Here is a 17,461-nt window from a genome sequence, read left to right as displayed (position 1 = left end):
CACCGTCTCCAGCGACGGCGCCGGCGCCCGGCTGCGGCTCGCGCTCGACCCGGCGCTCGTGCCGCAGATCCCCGCCGACGTCAGCGCCCGGCTGCTGCCCAAGACGCTGTTCGGTGAGCGGTACGTCGCGCTGGTGCCCCCCGCGCAGCAGACCAGCCGCCCGATCCGCGACGGGGACGTGATCCCGCAGGACCGCAGCGCGAGCGGCGTCGAGCTGGAGCGCGTGCTCGACGACGCGTTGCCGCTGCTGCAGTCGATCCAGCCGGACAAGCTCGCGGCGACCCTGGGCGCGATCGCCACGGCCCTCGACGGCAAGGGCGACCAGCTCGGCGAGCAGCTGGTTTCCCTGGACGGCTACCTCGCCGCGCTGAACAAGGACATGCCGCTGATCGCCGAGGACGTGCGCAGGCTCGCCAACGTCCTGGACGTCTACGACGGCGCGATGCCGGACCTGCTCGCCATCCTGCGCGACGCGTCGGTGACCGCCAGGACCGTCACGGACCAGCGTACCCAGCTCGCCGCGTTCCTCGCCGACAGCACGGAGGCCGCCGACGTGACCCGGTTCTTCCTCGAACGCCACGGCGACCAGCTCATCCAGGTCGGTGACGTGAGCCGGCCGGTCCTGGAGCTGCTGGCCGCGTACGCGCCGGAGTACCCCTGCCTGATGCGTGGCCTGGTCGCGCTGCAGCCGCGGGTGGAGCAGGTGTTCGCCTCCGGGCGGATGCGCATCACGCTGGAGATCACCCGCGACAACGGCAGGTTCGTGCCGGGCAGGGACGAGCCGGTGTACGGCGCGAGGAACGGCCCCGACTGCCGGGGCCTGCCGGACCCGCACGTCCCCGCGCCGTCGACCCCGATCAACGACGGGTACGACTACGGTGCCGCCCGGCCCGGACCGTCGAAGCTGCCCGTCGGGCTGATCCCGGGCGCGGTCCCCGCGGCGCCGCTGCCCACCGCCGACGCCGGCACCGCCGAGGAGCGCAAGCTGCTGGAGCCGTTGCTGGGCGCGACGATGGGCGTGCCGCCCGCCGAGGTGCCGGACATCGCGGTGCTGCTGTGGGGCCCGCTGCTGCGCGGAGCGGTGGTGAACGCGCGATGAGCGGTCCGGAGCGCAGCGGAGGGGCCGCTCATCAGGGGCTCAGCTTGAAGTTCGGGAGGCCGGAGCGAAGCGGAGGGCGCATGAACCGGACTGTGCTCGCACCGCTGGTGAAGCTGACCGTCTTCGCGGCCGTGACCGTGCTGCTGACCGCCCTGCTCGCACAGACGCTGGGCGCGTTCTCGACGGGCGGCACCCGCTACCGGGCACGCTTCACCGACGTCACCGGGCTCCTCGTCGGCGACGACGTGCGCATCTCCGGCGTGAAGGTGGGCGAGGTCCGCGACATCAAGGTCGCCGGCAACACCGTCGCGGAGATCGCCTTCACCGTGGCCGACGACATCCCGCTGACGACGAGCGTCCGGGCGAAGATCCGGTACCGCAACCTGGTCGGCCAGCGGTACGTGGCGCTGAGCGAGGGGCCGGGCGACGGCGTGCCGTTGCGGCCGTCCCAGGTCATCCCCGAGTCGCAGACGACCCCGGCGCTGGACCTGACCGTGCTGTTCAACGGCTTCCGGCCGCTGTTCACCGCGCTGACCCCGCAGGCAGTCAACCAGCTCGCCTTCGAGATCATCCAGGTCCTGCAGGGCGAGGGCGGCACGATGGCGAGCCTGCTGCGGCGGACCGCATCGCTGACCAACACGCTCGCCGACCGCGACGCGGTGATCGGCCGGGTCGTCACCAACCTCAACGCGGTACTGTCCACACTGGACGACCACAGCGGCGACCTCGACGTGACGATCAGCCAGCTGCAGCAGTTCGTGTCGGGGCTCGCGGCCGACCGGCTGGCGATCGGCGACGCCCTGGTGAACCTCGGCCAGCTGACCGGGGCGACCGCCTCGCTGCTCGGTGACGCGCGGCCGGCGATCGCCGCCGACGTGAACGCGCTCGGCACGCTGTCGGGCACGCTCAACGACAACGCCGCGGTCATCGACCGGACGCTCGGCGGGCTGCCGCAGCGGTACACCGCATTGACCCGCGTCGCGTCCTACGGCTCGTGGTTCAACTTCTTCCTCTGCGACTTCGACGGCAACGTGAGCGTGGCCGGGGGCGGCGACCTCAACCCCGCCACCTTCAGCTCCCAGGCGGCGCGGTGCCGGCAACCGGGAGGTGGCGCGTGAAACCGTTCCGGGAACGCAATCCGGTCGTGGTCGGCGCGGTCAGCCTGGCCGTCCTGGCGGCGCTGATGCTCGGCGCGTTCCAGCTCGACGCGCTCGCCGCGCTGACCGCTCAGGGTTCGTACCGCGCGGCGTTCCGCGACGCCAGCGGGCTGGTCCCCGGCAACGAGGTCCGCGTCGCCGGGGTCCGCGTCGGCAAGGTCACCGGCGTCGACCTGGCGCAGGGCAGCACCGGACCGTACGTGCGTGTGCGGTTCCGGTTGGAGGACCACGACGTGCGGCTGGGCACCCGCACAGGCGCGACGATCCGGATCAAGACCGTGCTGGGCCAGAAGTACCTGGCGCTCGCGCCCGACGGGCCGGGCCGGCTCGCCGACGACGCCGAGATCCCGCTGGAGCGCACCGCCGGACCGTTCGACGTGGTCCAGGCGGTGACCGGCCTGGCCGACACGCTCGACTCGATCGACACCACCCAGCTGGCGAACGCGTTCACCACGCTGGCGCAGACATTCGCCGACACCCCGGCGAGTGTGCAGCTGTCGCTGGACGGGCTGTCGCGGCTGTCCAAGACGGTCGGCGACCGCGACGCCGAGCTGCGCGAGCTGCTCGCCCGCGCGCACAACGTCACCGGGGTGCTCGCCGCGCGCGACGAGGAGTTCCGCAAGCTCGTCACCGACGGCAACGCGTTGCTGTCCGAGGTCAGCCGCCGCAAGGACGCCATCCACGACCTGCTGGTCGGCACCAACGCGCTCGCGACGCAGCTGTCCGGCCTGATCGCCGACAACCGGCAGCAGCTGGAGCCGGCCCTGCGGCAGCTGCGCGGCGTGGTGGCCACGTTGCAACGCAACCGCGACAACCTCGAGCAGACCATCCAGAGGATGGGGCCGTTCGTCGACGCGTTCGCGAACGTGGTCGGCAACGGCCGCTGGTTCGACTCGTACGTCAGCGGGCTGCTCCAGCCGTACCAGCCGACGACGGGAGGGCGCTGAGATGCACAGGCGTCGTCTCATCGCGGCGGGTGTGGTGCTCGCCGTCGCCGCGGCAGCAGCCGTCGTGTTCCTGGGCGGGCGGCCGCAACGGCGTCTCGTCGCGCATTTCAGCCGCACTGTCGGCATCCACGAGGGCTCGTCGGTCCGGGTGCTCGGGGTGGACATCGGCGAGGTGGTCTCGGTGACTCCCCAGGGTCGCACCGTCCGCGTGGAGATGCGGTACGACGCCGACCGGCGGATCCCGGCCGGCGCCCAGGCGCTGATCATCCCGCCCAGCGTCGTCAGCGACCGGTACGTACAGCTCACCCCCGCGTACAACGGTGGCCCGGCCCTGGGCGACGGCGCCGACGTGCCGGTGGAGCGCACGGCCGCGCCGATGGAGATCGACGACATCTACCGCGCGCTCGACGACTTCAACCGGGCGCTCGGGCCGGGCGGCGCCAACGCCGACGGCGCGCTCAAGGACCTCGTCGCCGCCGGGCGGGCGAATCTCGAGGGCAACGGCGACAACCTGCACGCCACGCTCGACGGGCTCGGCCGCGCACTGTCCACTGTGGCCGACGGGCGGCAGGACCTCTTCGGCACGGTCGTCAACCTCCAGCTGTTCACCACCGCACTCGCTGAGAGCGACCAGCAGGTGCGGGCGTTCAACCAGCAGCTCGCCGCGGTGGCCGGGCAGCTCGCCGGCGAGCGCGACGAGCTGGCCGCCGCCCTGCGCAGCCTCGCGACGGCGCTCGGCGACGTCACCACGTTCATCCGGGAGAACCGCGACGCGCTGAAGTCCGATGTGGACGCCCTGGCCGACGTGACGGGCATCCTGGTACGGCAGCAGAAGGCGATCATCGAGATCCTCGACGTCACCCCGCTGGCCTTGTCGAACCTCAACCTGGCCTACAACGCCACGTCGGGGACGCTCGACACGCGGGACAACGCGCTCGGGCCGTACGACCCGGCGAGCTACGTGTGCTCGGTCATGGTCGACCTCGTGCCGACGGCGCAGATCCCCAAGGAGTGCTTCGCGCTCGCCCAGACCCTCAACGCCCGGGGGCTGCCGCTGACCGACCAGCTGCGCAAGCTTCTCGGGCTGCCGGCCGCCGCGCCGCCCGCCGCGAACGGCGCCGCGGCGCCCGCCCAGCCGGCCGCGCCCGGACTGCCGGCACCACCTGGACTGCCCGAGCTGCCCGGTGTCACGCGGGATCTCACCGTCGGTGGCATCCTGGGAGGCACGCCGTGAAGCGCGCCGGACGGCACCTGGCCGCGGTGCTCGCCGGCACGCTCCTCGTGGGTGGCTGCGGGCTGCCCGACGTCGCCGGGCTCCCGCTGCCGGGCGGGGCGCCCAGCGGCGACGGGTACCACGTGACGGCCGAGTTCGCCGACGTCCTCGACCTGGTGCCGCAGGCCGCGGTAAAGGTCGACGACGTGACCGTCGGCAGCGTGGAGAAGATCTCGCTGTCCGGCTGGACGGCCCGCGTCCGGCTGCGGATCGCCCGGGACGTGCGGCTGCCCGCGAACGCGACCGCGGCCGTGCGCCAGACCAGCCTGCTCGGCGAGAAGTACGTGGCGCTCGACCCGCCGGCGACCGAGCCGCCGCGCGGCCGGTTGACCGACGGCGCGGTCGTGCCGCTGGCCCGGACCCGGCGGGCGGCCGAGGTCGAGGAGGTGCTCGCCGCGCTGGGCATGCTGCTCAACGGCGGCGGCCTGGCGCAGCTCAAGACGATCAACGAGGAACTGGCCAAGGCTCTCGACGGGCGCGAGCCGGAGGCGAAGGACGCGCTGCACCAGCTCGACACCTTCGTCGGCGGCCTGGACCAGCAGAAGGCCGACATCGTGCGCGCGGTCGACTCGCTCGACCGCCTGACCGGGCAGCTGTCCCGGCAGCGGGACGTCATCGGCACGGCGCTGGGCTCCCTCGCCCCGGGCCTGACCGTCCTCGAGGACCAGCGGGAGCAGCTCACCCTCGCGCTGACCGCCCTGGGTGAGCTGGGCCGGGTCGGCACCCAGGTGGTCAACCAGAGCCGCGACGACACGCTGGCGTCCCTGCGCGCGGTCCAGCCGATCCTCGAACAGCTGGTGAAGGCGGGCGACGCGCTGCCGAAGTCCCTGGACTTCATGCTGACGTTCCCCTTCCCGCCCAACATCACCGGCGCGATCGTCGGGGACTTCGTCAACCTCGGCGCGACCGCGGACCTCGACGCCCCGACGATCCTTTCGAACCTGCTCGTCGCGACCGCGCCGGCCGGTCCGGCGCCCGCGGCGACCGGCGGCGCACAACCGGGGAAGTCCAACCCGGGGACGGGTGGGAAGAGCCCGACGAAGCCGCCCGTCACCACGCCGCCGCTGCCCGGCGTGCTGCCGCTGCCGTGCCTGCCGGTCGGCGGGGTACTGCCGCCCGGTTGGCAGCCCCCGTCCGGCTGCGACCTGCCGAAGGGCTGCACCCTGCTGCCGCCCGGCAGCGTCGCACCGCCCGGCAGCCTGCTCCCGCCCGGCGGCATCGTGCCGCCCGGCACCGTCTTCCCGCCCGGAACGGTGCTGCCGCCCGGCACCGCACTGTCGCCCGGCTGCCTGCTGCCACCCGCGACCGGCGCCGTCACCGGGCGGCAGGGCGGGCTGCCCGACGTTCTCGGAGGAGGGCTGCTGCCATGATCCGACGCTCCGCCAAGCTGCAGGTCCTGGCGTTTCTCGCGGTCGGGCTGGTCGGCGTCGTCCATGTCGGCGTCACGTACGTCGGGCTCGGCGACCGGCTCCTCGGCCGCGGGTACGTCGTCCACGCCGACTTCGCCGAGGCGGGCGGCCTCTTCGCCAGCGCGCCGGTCACCTACCGCGGTGTGCCGGTCGGCCGGGTCGAGGCCGTCACGCTGCACGACGGCGGCGCCCGGGCACGGCTGCGGCTGGACGACGGCGTCCGGGTCGCGAGCGACACCCGGGCCGTCGTCGGACAGCGCTCCGCCGTCGGCGAGCAGTTCCTGGACCTGCGCCCGGACACCGACGCCGGCCCGTACCTCCGGGACGGCTCGGTCATCCCGCGCAGCCGCACCGGCGTCCCACTGGCCCCCGAGACGCTGCTGGCCAACCTCGACGCGCTCGTGCGCTCCGTCGACCCGGCCGCCCTGTCCGTCGTCATCGACGAGCTCGGCACCGCCTTCGAGGGCAACGAGCAGGCGCTGCGCCGCATCCTCGACGCCGGCGACCTGATCCTGCGGGAGGCGTCGGCGAACCTGCCGCAGACGCTCACCCTGCTGCGCGACGGCCGCACCGTGCTCACCACCCAGGAGGAGTCCTCGGCGGCGATCCGGCAATGGGCGAGCGGACTGGCGCAGATCGCCGCGACACTGCGCTCGTCCGACCCCGACCTGCGGCGGCTCATCACCGGCGCGCCACCCGCCGCCCGAGAACTCGTGACGCTGCTGGACGCGCTCGACCCCACGATCGGCACGCTGCTGGGCAACCTCGTGTCGGTCAACGGCGTCGCGGCGCGCCGCCTGCCCGGCATCGAGCAGATCCTCGTCGTGTACCCGATGGCGGTCGCCGGCGGCTTCACCGTCACGCCCGGGGACGGCACCGCCCACCTCGGTCTGGTGCTCAACGTCGACGACCCGCCGCCCTGCAAATACGGGCAGGGCACCCGCTGCGGCGCCGCCGACCAGGCCCAGGGCTCGAGCGTCCGGGGCACGAACAACGTACCGCGCCCGGGCGGCAGCGACCCGCCACCGCCCGGCCCGTCGGACGAGACCGGCGGGTACGACCCGGCGTCCGGGGTGGCGTTGGGCACGGACGGCCACCCGCTGCTGTTCGGCACGACCGGCGGGCAGTACGGACTCGCCGGGGACCAGTCCTGGAAACAGCTCCTGCTCGCCGGGCTCGCCCCGTAGCGCACCTTCGGATGGAGGCAGTTGTGTCCGCACCTGAGCACCGAACGCTGAAGCTCGTGCAGGGCGGCGCGGCCGGGACCGAGCTCCCGCCGCGCAGTGTCCGGCGCCGCACGGCCACCCGCCGCACGCGGCGGCAGCGTGACCCGATCACCGCGGTCCTGCGACAGCTCGGCGAGGAGCCCGTCCTGCCCGACGACGCCCCGACCCCACCGGACGCGACCGAGTCCACGACCGAGGCCACGACCGAGTCCACGACGGAGCAGAAGCGCGCGCCGGAACCGGGTAAGCGGGTCAGGCCGCGACCGCACCGCCGCACGGTGCAGCGTCGCGAGCCGGCCCCGCGCAGCCGGCTCCGGTTCTCCCGGCCCGCGCTCAGCACCGTCGTCCTGGTGGTCGTCATGTGCGTGGCCCTCACCGGGGCGGGCGTCTTCGGCAGCCGCTGGTACGGCGACCGGATGCTCGACCGCGCCCACCAGCAGGCACTCGCCGCGGCGAAACAGACGACCGTCAACTTCGTCTCGGTCAGCGCCGCCAGCGTCGACCGCGACCTGCAGCGGATCGTCGCCGGCGCCACCGGCGACTTCCGCGACGAGTTCACCCGCGGTCAGACGCAGGTGCGGGCCGCGATCGTGGAGAACAACGTCGAGTCGCGCGGGACGGTGCTGCGCGCAGCACTGGTCTCCGGCGACCGCAGCGCGGCCGTCGTGCTGGTCGCCGTCGACGCGACCGTCCGCAACGCCAAGTCGCCGGAAGGGCGTGCCTCGCACTTCCGCATCCAGATCGACGTCGCCCACGACCGCGGATCTGGCCGCTGGCTCGTGTCCCGGCTGCAGTTCGTCGGCTGAAGCAGGAGGTCCGTCATGCCGAGGTTTCCGAAGGGGTACCGCAAGGGCGTCGTCGCGCTCGCCCTTGTCATCGCGCTGGGTCTGGGTTTCGCCGGCGCGGGCTGGTACGAGCACCAGCAGGCGCACCAGCGGGACGTGGCGGCCCGCCAGTCGCTCACCGCCGCAACCGCCGCCGCGCAGGCGATCTTCTCGTACGACTACCGCAGCTTCGACACCAGCGTCGCGAATGCGCGGACGTTTGTGACCGGCCAATTCGCCGACGAGTACGGCCGGACGACCGCCGCACTCAAACCCAACGCGGTGTCGGAACAGGCAATCGTCCGCGCGGCCGTGTCCGCCTCCGGCGTCGTCAGCGCCGGCCCGGAACGCGTCGAGTTGTTGCTCTACCTCAACCAGTACCGTCGCAACACGAACATCACGGGTGAGAAGGTCGACCAGAACCGCGTGGTGCTCACCATGGTGCCCGTCGACGGGGCATGGAAGGTCTCGAACGCCGTCGCCATCTGAGCGTCCGGCCTACCGCCGGGCCGGTCCCCGTGCGGGCGTGCCGTTCGCCGGCCTGCCGGCGATCGCCATGAACTGTGATTGAGCGGGCACTATGCGAATGCCGGCTGTCGTGGCGTCGAGCGATCGACACCTGACTCGGATGCTTGCACCCCCTTTTACTTAAGTGTCCACTGTGGATGATCGCGACACATCCTGAGCGGTGAGCCTTGGCGGGCGAGCCTGCGCGACCGTCAGAGCCGATGCTGTCGAGGTGGCCGAATGCCTCGGTAGCGCCGACTTGGACTCTCGTCCGGGCCGGCTGCCGGTCAATCCTCCGATCGGCCCTTGTATCGAAATACACGACGCCTTATATTTACGCGCGCTGATGCCTGGCTGTGGGCCTCGGCTGCGGGGGAGGGCGCCATGTCAACGTCAGGTGCGGTTCGGCGATTCATCGTTTCTGCAGCGTCCGGCCTGCTGATCGGCGGGCTGTTCGTTGCTTTACCCGCTCGTGCGGCGCCTTCGGGTGCGGAGGTGCCGGTGCAGCCGTCGGCCAAGGTGTCGCCGCAGGCGGTGAAGGCGAAGACGGTGTCGCCGACAGACACTGCCCCGGCATGGAAGCCGGGGGCGGTGCAGTGGCCCGCGGCGGGATCGTCCGTGGTGGACATCTCCGCGCCGCCGACCGGCCGGCGGGCGCAGGCTGGGAGTTCTCCGGTGTGGGCCGGTCGACCGACGCAGGCCAGGACCGCGGATGCCGGCCCGTCCCGGTTGCAGGTCGAGGTGTTCGACCGAGCGGCCGCGACGGCAGTCGGTGTGTCAGGTGTCCTGATGCGAGCATCCTGGGCGGATGACCCCTCAGCGGTGGGTGCAGCTTCGGTGGAGGTGGACTATTCCGGGTTCCGGGATGCGTTCGGTGCCGACTGGTCCTCCCGGCTGACGTTGGTGCAGTTTCCCGCGTGCGCGGTGAGCACCCCCGGCCTGGACGCGTGCCGTCAGACGACCGTGCTGCAAACCAGGAACGACAAGGCGGCCGGCCGGCTGACGGCGGATGTCGCGGTCGGAGCGAAGGTCGCGTCGAAGGCCGATCTGGCCGAGGGGTCACGGTCAGGGGCTGCGGTGGCGTCGGCGCCGACGGTGCTGGCGGTGACAGCGTTGTCGTCGTCAGCGGACGGACCGGACTATTCGCACACGCCGTTGACGGCCTCGGCGTCGTGGCAGGCCGGGAAACAGTCCGGTGACTTCTCCTGGAACTATCCGCTGACGGCGCCCCCGGCGTTGGGCGGTGCGGTCCCGCAGGTCGAGCTGGGGTATTCGTCGAGCGCCGTAGACGGCCGGACGAACGCGAGCGGTGCGCAGACGTCGTGGGTGGGTGAGGGCTGGGGTTACGAACCCGGCTATATCGAGCGGTCGTTCCGTTCGTGCAAGGACGACTACAACAACCGTATCGACGTGTCGCCAGGGTGGACAGGGTACGGGCGGACGTTGCCGGTCCTGGACTACGACGGTGACGGCAAGGTCGATGCGTTGGCGGTGGCCGGGTCGGACATGTGGTTCTGGCGCAACACTTCACGTCCGGGTGCGGCGACTGTGGCAGCGCAGTTCGTCAGCAGCGGCTGGAGTTCGGTCGACTCGTTCATGGCCGGGGATTTCGACGCCGACGGCAAGGTGGATCTGGTCGGTCGGGCTGGTGGCAGTCTGTACATCTGGCGGGGGACGAGCACGCCGGGGACGTTCTCGACGGCGGCGCCGGTGGTGTGGTCGGGTTGGTCGGGGTACAGCACGTTCCTGCCGATGGCGGACTACGACAACGACGGCAAGGTCGACATTCTGGCGGTCAACTCGTCGGGGCAGATGTGGTTCCACAAGAACACGTCGACGCCGGGAAGCTTCTCGGTGTCGTCGTCGCTGCTGAGTGCCGGGTGGGGGTCCGTCAACTCGTTCATGGAGGGCGACTTCGACGGCAACGGCAAGCGTGACATTCTCGGCCGGTCCGGGGACTCGTTGTATCTGTGGCCCGGCAACGGCGCGGCGGGCACGCTGAGCCTCGGGGCGGCGACGGTCTGGGGGACGGGCTGGGCGATCTGGGGCACGTTCCTGCCGTTGAAGGACTACGACGGTGACAGCAAGCCGGACATCATGACGGTCTACGGCTCCGACATGTACTTCCACAAGAACACCTCGACGCCCGGTGCGCCGTCGAAGGCGGCGAGCCTGTTCAACAGCAACGTCTGGTATTCGGTGTCGCTGCTCATGGCCGGGGATTTCGACGGTGACGGTCGCACCGACATCCTGGGTCGTGAGGGTGACACCTTGCGGGCGTGGCTGAACATGAGCCGCACCGATGCGTACTACGCGCCGTTCTACCAGAATGCGACGTCGGACTCGTGCTGGCGGTCGCAGAACGCGACGGTGGTGTTCGGTGGCCGCTCCGGTGACCTGGTCCTGGACGACGCGACCGGCAAGTGGCGGCTGGCCAGCGATGACGGGTCGAAGTTCGAGCTGCTGACCGGGGCGACCAACGGCGACGACAACGGGGAGCACTGGAAGCTGACCGCGACGGACGGCACCCAGTACTACTTCGGCCTGAACCGCATCCCGGGCTGGGCGACGGGAGACTCGGAGACGAACTCCGCGCTGCGCGTCCCGGTGTTCGCCAACCGTGGCGACGAGCCGTGCTTCAACTCCGGTTCGTTCGGCGCGTCGTGGTGCTACCAGACGTGGCGGTGGAGTCTTGACTATGTCGAGGACCGGCACGGCAACACGCAGTCGTACTGGTACACGAGGGAGGAGAACGTCACCGGACTGTTCGGCAACCCCGGTGCGACGGCGGCGTATGACCGTGGGTCGTACCTGAACCGGATCGACTACGGCACGCGGAAAAACCAGTCGCTGTCGACGCCGGCGCCGATGCAGATCGTGTTCTCGGTCGGGGACCGGTGTCTGGCGTCGTGCTGGTCGGGTTCGAACCCGGTGACGGCGAACTGGCCGGACACCCCGTGGGACCTCAAGTGCTCCGCGGTGCCGTGCAACAACAACGTCTCGCCGTCGTTCTGGACCACGAAGCGCCTGACCGGCGTCACCACCCAGGTCAGGGGCAGTTCTGGCTACCGTGTCGCTGACGAGTGGGCATTCACGCACCAGTATCCGCCGACGAACGACGGGACCAGTCCGTCGCTGTGGCTGGCCAGTATCACGCAGACCGGCAGGGTCGGCGGCAGCAAGGCGCTGCCGGAGATCACGTTCGGCGGCACCCCGTACGCCAACCGGATGGACTTCAACGTCGGTGCGGGTGTGCCGCCGACGAACAAGTACCGGGTGACCCGGGTCAGCAACGGCACCGGCGGCGAGATCGGTGTGACCTACGAGGGGACCGACTGCTCGATCTCCGCACCGCCGGACCCGGACAACAACGACAAGCGCTGCTTCCCGCAGTACTACACGCCGCCGCTGGCCCAGCCGGGCTGGTCGTGGTGGAACAAGTACCGCGTGTCGAAGGTCCTGGAGAAGGACCTCGTCGGCGGTAACGCGGACGTCGAGTACAACTACGCCTACAGCACCGCAGGCTCCTCGACGCCGGTGCTGTGGCACCACAACGACAGCGTATGGAGCACGGCGGTCTCCATGCGGAACTGGTCGACCTGGCGCGGCTTCTCGACCGTCAAGGTGACCACTGGTCCTTCGACGGCACCACGTGGCTATGTCGAATACCTGTACATGCGCGGCATGCACCTGGACCGCACCGACAACGGCTCCTACACCCGCACCGCCACCATCACCGCGTCCGAGGGTTCGGTGCTCAACGACGACAACCGGCTCGCCGGGTTCCTCCGCGAGGAACGCCACTACGACGGGCCCGCCGTCGGGGCGCAGCTGCTGTCGGCCACACTGAACGACCCGTGGCAGCAGCAGACCGCCACCCGGACGATGACGCCCGCCTACGCTGCACCGCATGTGCAGAACGCCTCGTATCTGCGGACCTCCCGCGTCCAGAGCCGCACCTGGATCGCTGCGACGTCCAGCTGGCGGCGCACCGACACGCAGACCGCCTTCGACACCACCTATGCCCAGCCGACCAGTGTGCAGGATCTGGGTGACACCAGCCTCACGACCGACAACGTGTGCACGTCGACCACATATGCCCGGAACACCACAGCCTGGCTGATCGACTTCCCGGCGCAGGTCCTCACCACCGACTGCACCGCCAGCCCCGGGCCGGCGAACCACCTGGCCGGCAGCCAGACCCTGTATGACGGCAACACCACCGCCGGCACGATCGGCACCCGCGGCCTGACCACGAAGACCCTCGCACTGGACTCGTTCACCGGATCCACACCCGTGTGGAAACAGACCGGCCGGTCCGAGTACGACGACAACGGCCGCCCGCAGGACAGCTTCGACGCGGCGGACAACAAGACGACGATCCGGTTCACCCCGGAGTACGGTGCGGCGGTCACGTCCGCGACCAAGACCGTCTACCCGCTCATGCACGTCTCCACCGAGACGTTCGACGGCGTTCGCAACCAGCCGCTGACCACCACCGATGCCAACAACAAGGTCGTCACGCTCAACTACGATCCGTTGGGGCGGCTGACCAAGGTCTGGGTGCCGGGCCGGGCGACGAACCTGCCACCGAACATCGAGTACGTCTACAACGTGCGGACCACGCCGGCGAGCTCGGTCCAGACGAAGAAGCTCGGCCCCAACGGCAACATCATCAGCAGCTACGAGTTCTACGACGGGATGCTGCGGCCACGGCAGACGCAGTCGCCGGCTCCGACCGCCAACGGGGGCCGTGTCATCAGCGACACCCGGTATGACGGCAGAGGCGCTGTCGCGAAGTCCTCGGTCGCCTACGACAGCACCAGCGCACCCGCCGACGGCGTCAAAGCCGTCGAGGACAACACAGTGCTGAACCTGCACCAGCACAGCTACGACACCTCGGGCCGGCGGACGGTCGACGCTCTGTACGGCGCGGGAGCGGTGAACCCGACGTTCAAGTGGCAGACGACGACCGCATACGACGGTGACCGCACGACGGTCCTGCCGCCTGCCGGTGGCTTTGCCACCACGTCGTTCCTGGACGTGCGCGGCAAGGCCACGGAGCTGCGGCAGTACCTGGGTGCCACGGCCACCGGCACGTACCACACCACCACGTTCACCAATGACCGGCTCGGCCGGCTGACCCAGGTGCAGGACCAGTCGAACAACACCTGGTCGACGCGGTACAACCTGCGCGGCTGGGTGGACCAGAGCACCGACCCGGACCGGGGCACGAGCAACACCGTCGAGTTCGACCCGGACGGCCGTCCGGTCACCACGACCGATGCGCGTGGGATCAGCCTCACCACCACGTATGACACTCTCGGCCGGACGACCGCCGTGTATGACGGTATCGGCGCGAGCGGGTTCAAGCGGGCCTCGTGGGTGTACGACTCGGTGGCCAAGGGTCAGCTGACGTCGTCCACCCGCTACGTGGGCACGGACAGCTTCACCAGCACCGTCACCGGCTACGACGACGGCTACCGCCCGCTGGGCACCACGACCGTGATTCCGTCGAGCACCAGCATGCCGTGGCTGCCGAACGGCTCCTACACCACATCGATGACCTACAAGGTCGACGGGTCCGCGGACACGGTGACGTACCCGCTCGCGGGCGGTCTGCCTCAGGAGACGGTGACCAGCACCTATGACGATGCCGGCAACGCGCTCACCCGGACCGGCCTCGAGACCTATGTCGCCGCCACGACCTATCACGCGGCCGGTGGCCGGTATCAGCAGCTGCTCGGCTCGGGCAGCAAGCGTGTCCGGCTGACCACCAGCATCGACGACACGACCGGCCGGCTGACCAGTGCCAAGACCGAGACCGAGAACAACGCCAATCCGAACACCTGGGTCGAGCGGCTCACCGAGGGCTACGGCTACGACGCCACCGGCAACGTCACGAACATCACCGAGACCCTCGCCGGGTCGGTCGTGTCGAACCAGTGCTTCGTCTACGACGCGCTGCGGGAACTGACGGAGGCGTGGACGACGACGGCGGCCGCCTGCCAGCCGAGCCCGTCAGCGGGGGTCATCGGCGGGCCGGACAGCTACTGGACCAGCTACCGGTATGCCACCGGCACCGCCAACTACAACAGCGGCAACCGTACCCAGGAGATTCGCCACGCGATCGGCGGCGGCACCGACACCACCCGCACCTACACGTACCCCGGCACCGGCAAGCGGCACACGCTCACCAACGTCGTCGCCACCGGTGGGACGACGGGCACCGACAGCTACACCTACGACAATGCGGGCAACACGCTGACCCGAAACATCGCCGGCAAGCCCGGTCAGACCCTGACCTGGGACAACGAGGGCCGCCTCGCCACTGTCACCGACTCCGCGGGTGCCAGTAGCTACATCTACGACACCGGCGGCACCCGGCTCGTCGGGAAGGATCCTGCCGGCGCGACGGTGTACCTGCCCGGCTACGAACTGCGCAAGGTCGGCAGCACGGTCACGGCCACGCGGTACTACGGGGTTGCCAGCCGCACCCCGGCCGGCCTGACCTGGCTCGCCGCCGACCATCACAACACCGGGCAACTCGCCGTCAACGCGGTCACCCAGGCGGTCACCCGCCGTAAGACCGACCCCTTCGGCAACGTCCGCGGCGCGGACCCGACCTGGCCGAACACCCGCGGGTTCGTCGACGGCACCCGCGACACCACCGGGCTCACCCACCTCGGCGCCCGCGAATACGAACCCGCGACCGGCCGCTTCATCTCCGACGACAAGGTCGCCGATCCGAGCGACCCGCAACAGCTCAGCGGCTATGCGTATGCCGCCAACAACCCGGTCACGTCGAGCGATGCCACGGGCCTGAGGACGTGCAGCGGCGAGGACGACTGCGGGAACGACGAGACGCGCGGCAACCCGGGGTACGGCAACGGGACCACCGAGAAGAGCTCCGCGAAGGACAAGAACGGCAAGACCTACTACCGGCCGCGGGCCGCCCCGAAGCCGAAGTTCGAGGACCTGTGTGCCCAGGCCAGGAAGGGCTCGTGCAACCCGGATCTCCTGGCGAAGACCAAGGACGTCATCCGGATCGCGGCCGAGGTCGGCGTCGATGCCGCCTATCTGCTGGCGTTGTTGATGCAGGAGGCCTCGTCGTTCTACGAGAACAGCTTCGGGGGGATCTCCGGCTCGCGACAAATGTGGACGGCTCAGGCCAACCCTTGGACGACGACCACCACACTGGTGGCGGCTGGGTTCCCGGCGTTCTCGCTTGCGCTCGCGGGGGCATTTGGCGGTGTCGGCCTGCACAAGGGCTGGTTCGGCGGCCGCGGCGCGTCGATCGGGTTCGCGAACGTCACCAAGGAGGTGTTCAATGCGGTGGCCGAAAGTTCGGATCAGCTTGCCGGTCGTTCGTATGAAGAAATGATCTACGACGACGAGCTGTCGATCACCGTCCTCGCCGTTCGGCTCAAAGGTAACGTCACGAATTACAATGGGATGGCCGAGGCCGGCGGGACGGGATTGACGGCGTATGATCTGGCTGGGATGTCCCACATGCACGGTGAGCCCAAGGTAAGAGGTGCGCTGACCAAGCCCGAAGAGCGGCAAAACCTTCCGGGCCTTGCCAATTATGCGCAGGACGTTCGGAACAATCTTCCGCTGGCGATGTACATGGTCTGTACGCAGACGGGTGGTAGCAACTGTTGAGCGCACCTGAGCCGGTCGAGGGCGGTGTGAGGTCCCGCCGGAACGGTCGCTTTGCCGCGGTCCTGGCAGTGGCGCTCGGCGTGATGTTGGTCGGCGCGGTCGGGGTCTGGTGGTATGTGCGGTCGGAGTCACCGCCCTGCATCGCCGGGCTCCGCGTCGACGGCTTCGAGGAGACCTACCGCTGGTATGACGGCGTCGAGGACGTGTCGAGGACGTACTGGGTCGGGCCGGCCGGCGTCGACCCGATCCAGGCGTTCCACCTGCACCAGGTGAAGTTGCGGGATTCGCCGCAACTGGGCAGCTACGGTGCTTACGACGCAGTCGCCAGCGGATACCAGCCCGAAGGGGCGACACCGTCCGCGTCGGTGGTCGTCTACCGGCTGGGAAAGGCCGCCGAGCTCCGCGACGATGCGCTCAAGCTCGTGTTCAAGCGCGCTGATCTATCGGATGCGCAGCGTGCCACGGTGCAGAACGGCACGGCGACGATCCTCCTCGTAGAGGTGCTGTGCGCTTAGTGGATACCTCCTTGTTCCATGAGCCTTTGATCTCGATGACGACGGCTACGCGGTCGACTGGCCCGGGCCCATGGCTGGTCTGCGACCTCGACCTCGCTGGCGCGGCGTAGCATTGCGGCGACGATCGCGGCGCGTACGGCGGGTGAGTCGACGAGTGGGCTGTGCGGTACGAGGCTCTCTGGGCCTGCGTCTGCGAGCCACTGCGTCTCTGCACCGATCATGCCGGCCAGCCAGCCTGCTGTCTCACGCAACGCAACTGGAATGGCGTGGCCGACGCGGCCGACCGGCATGAGGAACAGCCGCCGCAGTTGCGCCTGCGGTACACGGCGTCGGACGAGGTAAGAGGCGGCGAGATAGGCCGCGAATGATGCGTGGCGAAACGCCAGCCGGTTCATCCCTCGCCCGGTGAACAGCCCGGTCGCCGGCGTTGCGGCGACAAGCCTGGGGGTGACGTGGAACGGCCCGCCAGGAAGAGCCGCAGAGTCCGGGCGCTCAGTGCCTGGGCCTTGTCGGCAAGCCAGTGATCGACGTCCTGAGCGCTCAGCTCGCGGAGCTTGCGCGCGCCGAGAGCGGCAATGATGTGCAGCTCGGCGAGATTCGTGTAGTTGGCTCGTGTTGACTGACGTGTCGACGCTCGGAAGGCCGTAGGCCAGGAAGTCTTGCACCGCGTCCGCGACGGTGAAGCCGTGCGGCGCGATCGCCAGACCGTCCTCATGGTCCCTCATCACCTCCTTGAGCTTCAGCCGCGCCTCGGTCTTGGCGTTCCCAGCAGGGCCGGTCGCCGAGCTCCATGCAGGTGACGCCCACACCTTCAAGGTCCTGCCCCGCCGGGCCCTAAG

At 70.1% G+C, this 17,461-nt stretch carries 10 protein-coding genes and 1 pseudogene; 10 read left to right on the top strand and 1 reads right to left on the bottom strand.

Features of this window, described 5'->3' with window-relative positions; translation table 11 throughout:
* The 10 genes from ACQEVZ_RS59990 to ACQEVZ_RS59945 form a co-directional block, all read left to right on the top strand.
* Nucleotides 1–1,099, top strand: a 1,099-nt coding sequence (locus ACQEVZ_RS59990; RefSeq protein ID WP_433386020.1) for an MCE family protein, incomplete at its 5' end; no start/stop codon positions are given.
* An 80-nt stretch (nucleotides 1,100–1,179) separates the two neighbouring features.
* Nucleotides 1,180–2,217, top strand: a complete 1,038-nt coding sequence (locus tag ACQEVZ_RS59985) for an MCE family protein (protein WP_354903931.1) — start codon at nucleotides 1,180–1,182, stop codon at nucleotides 2,215–2,217.
* Complete coding sequence (locus tag ACQEVZ_RS59980; RefSeq protein ID WP_433386017.1) at nucleotides 2,214–3,203, top strand: MCE family protein; 990 nt, start codon at nucleotides 2,214–2,216, stop codon at nucleotides 3,201–3,203. Before ACQEVZ_RS59985 ends, ACQEVZ_RS59980 begins: the two co-directional genes overlap by 4 nt.
* A 1-nt stretch (nucleotide 3,204) precedes the next feature.
* Nucleotides 3,205–4,437 carry an MCE family protein gene (locus tag ACQEVZ_RS59975; RefSeq protein WP_433386014.1) on the top strand — a complete coding sequence of 411 codons (1,233 nt, stop codon included), beginning with the start codon at nucleotides 3,205–3,207 and terminating at the stop codon, nucleotides 4,435–4,437.
* Nucleotides 4,434–5,846 (top strand): MCE family protein, encoded by a 1,413-nt coding sequence (locus ACQEVZ_RS59970; protein WP_433386011.1) that lies wholly within the window; start codon nucleotides 4,434–4,436, stop codon nucleotides 5,844–5,846. Before ACQEVZ_RS59975 ends, ACQEVZ_RS59970 begins: the two co-directional genes overlap by 4 nt.
* Entirely contained in the window at nucleotides 5,843–7,072 is a 1,230-nt protein-coding gene (locus tag ACQEVZ_RS59965; protein ID WP_433386008.1) for an MCE family protein, read from the top strand. Before ACQEVZ_RS59970 ends, ACQEVZ_RS59965 begins: the two co-directional genes overlap by 4 nt.
* 23 nt (nucleotides 7,073–7,095) lie before the next feature.
* Complete coding sequence (locus tag ACQEVZ_RS59960) at nucleotides 7,096–7,917, top strand: hypothetical protein (protein ID WP_433386005.1); 822 nt, start codon at nucleotides 7,096–7,098, stop codon at nucleotides 7,915–7,917.
* Nucleotides 7,918–7,932: 15 nt separating this feature from the next.
* On the top strand, nucleotides 7,933–8,424 hold the full coding sequence (locus ACQEVZ_RS59955) for a hypothetical protein (protein WP_433386002.1): 492 nt from the start codon (nucleotides 7,933–7,935) through the stop codon (nucleotides 8,422–8,424).
* 324 nt (nucleotides 8,425–8,748) lie between these two features.
* Nucleotides 8,749–16,107 carry an FG-GAP-like repeat-containing protein gene (locus tag ACQEVZ_RS59950; RefSeq protein ID WP_433385999.1) on the top strand — a complete coding sequence of 2,453 codons (7,359 nt, stop codon included), beginning with the start codon at nucleotides 8,749–8,751 and terminating at the stop codon, nucleotides 16,105–16,107.
* 68 nt (nucleotides 16,108–16,175) lie between these two features.
* Complete coding sequence (locus tag ACQEVZ_RS59945; protein ID WP_433385996.1) at nucleotides 16,176–16,622, top strand: hypothetical protein; 447 nt, start codon at nucleotides 16,176–16,178, stop codon at nucleotides 16,620–16,622.
* Between the two features lie 472 nt (nucleotides 16,623–17,094).
* Here the strand turns inward: ACQEVZ_RS59945 and ACQEVZ_RS59940 are convergent.
* Nucleotides 17,095–17,347, bottom strand: a pseudogene (locus ACQEVZ_RS59940) (site-specific integrase); the annotation flags it as partial.
* Nucleotides 17,348–17,461: the final 114 nt, after the last annotated feature.

Origin of the sequence: Dactylosporangium sp. CA-152071 (genome assembly GCF_050936335.1) — a bacterium.
Taxonomy (GTDB): Bacteria; Actinomycetota; Actinomycetes; order Mycobacteriales; family Micromonosporaceae; genus Dactylosporangium; species Dactylosporangium maewongense.
This window is presented reverse-complemented; position numbering and strand designations above follow the sequence as displayed.

Coding starts and splice junctions, on each gene's coding strand:
- ACQEVZ_RS59985 (WP_354903931.1), top strand. CDS start 1,180: ATGAACCGGACTGTGCTCGCACCGCTGGTGAAGCTGACCGTCTTCGCG.
- ACQEVZ_RS59975 (WP_433386014.1), top strand. CDS start 3,205: ATGCACAGGCGTCGTCTCATCGCGGCGGGTGTGGTGCTCGCCGTCGCC.
- ACQEVZ_RS59965 (WP_433386008.1), top strand. CDS start 5,843: ATGATCCGACGCTCCGCCAAGCTGCAGGTCCTGGCGTTTCTCGCGGTC.
- ACQEVZ_RS59955 (WP_433386002.1), top strand. CDS start 7,933: ATGCCGAGGTTTCCGAAGGGGTACCGCAAGGGCGTCGTCGCGCTCGCC.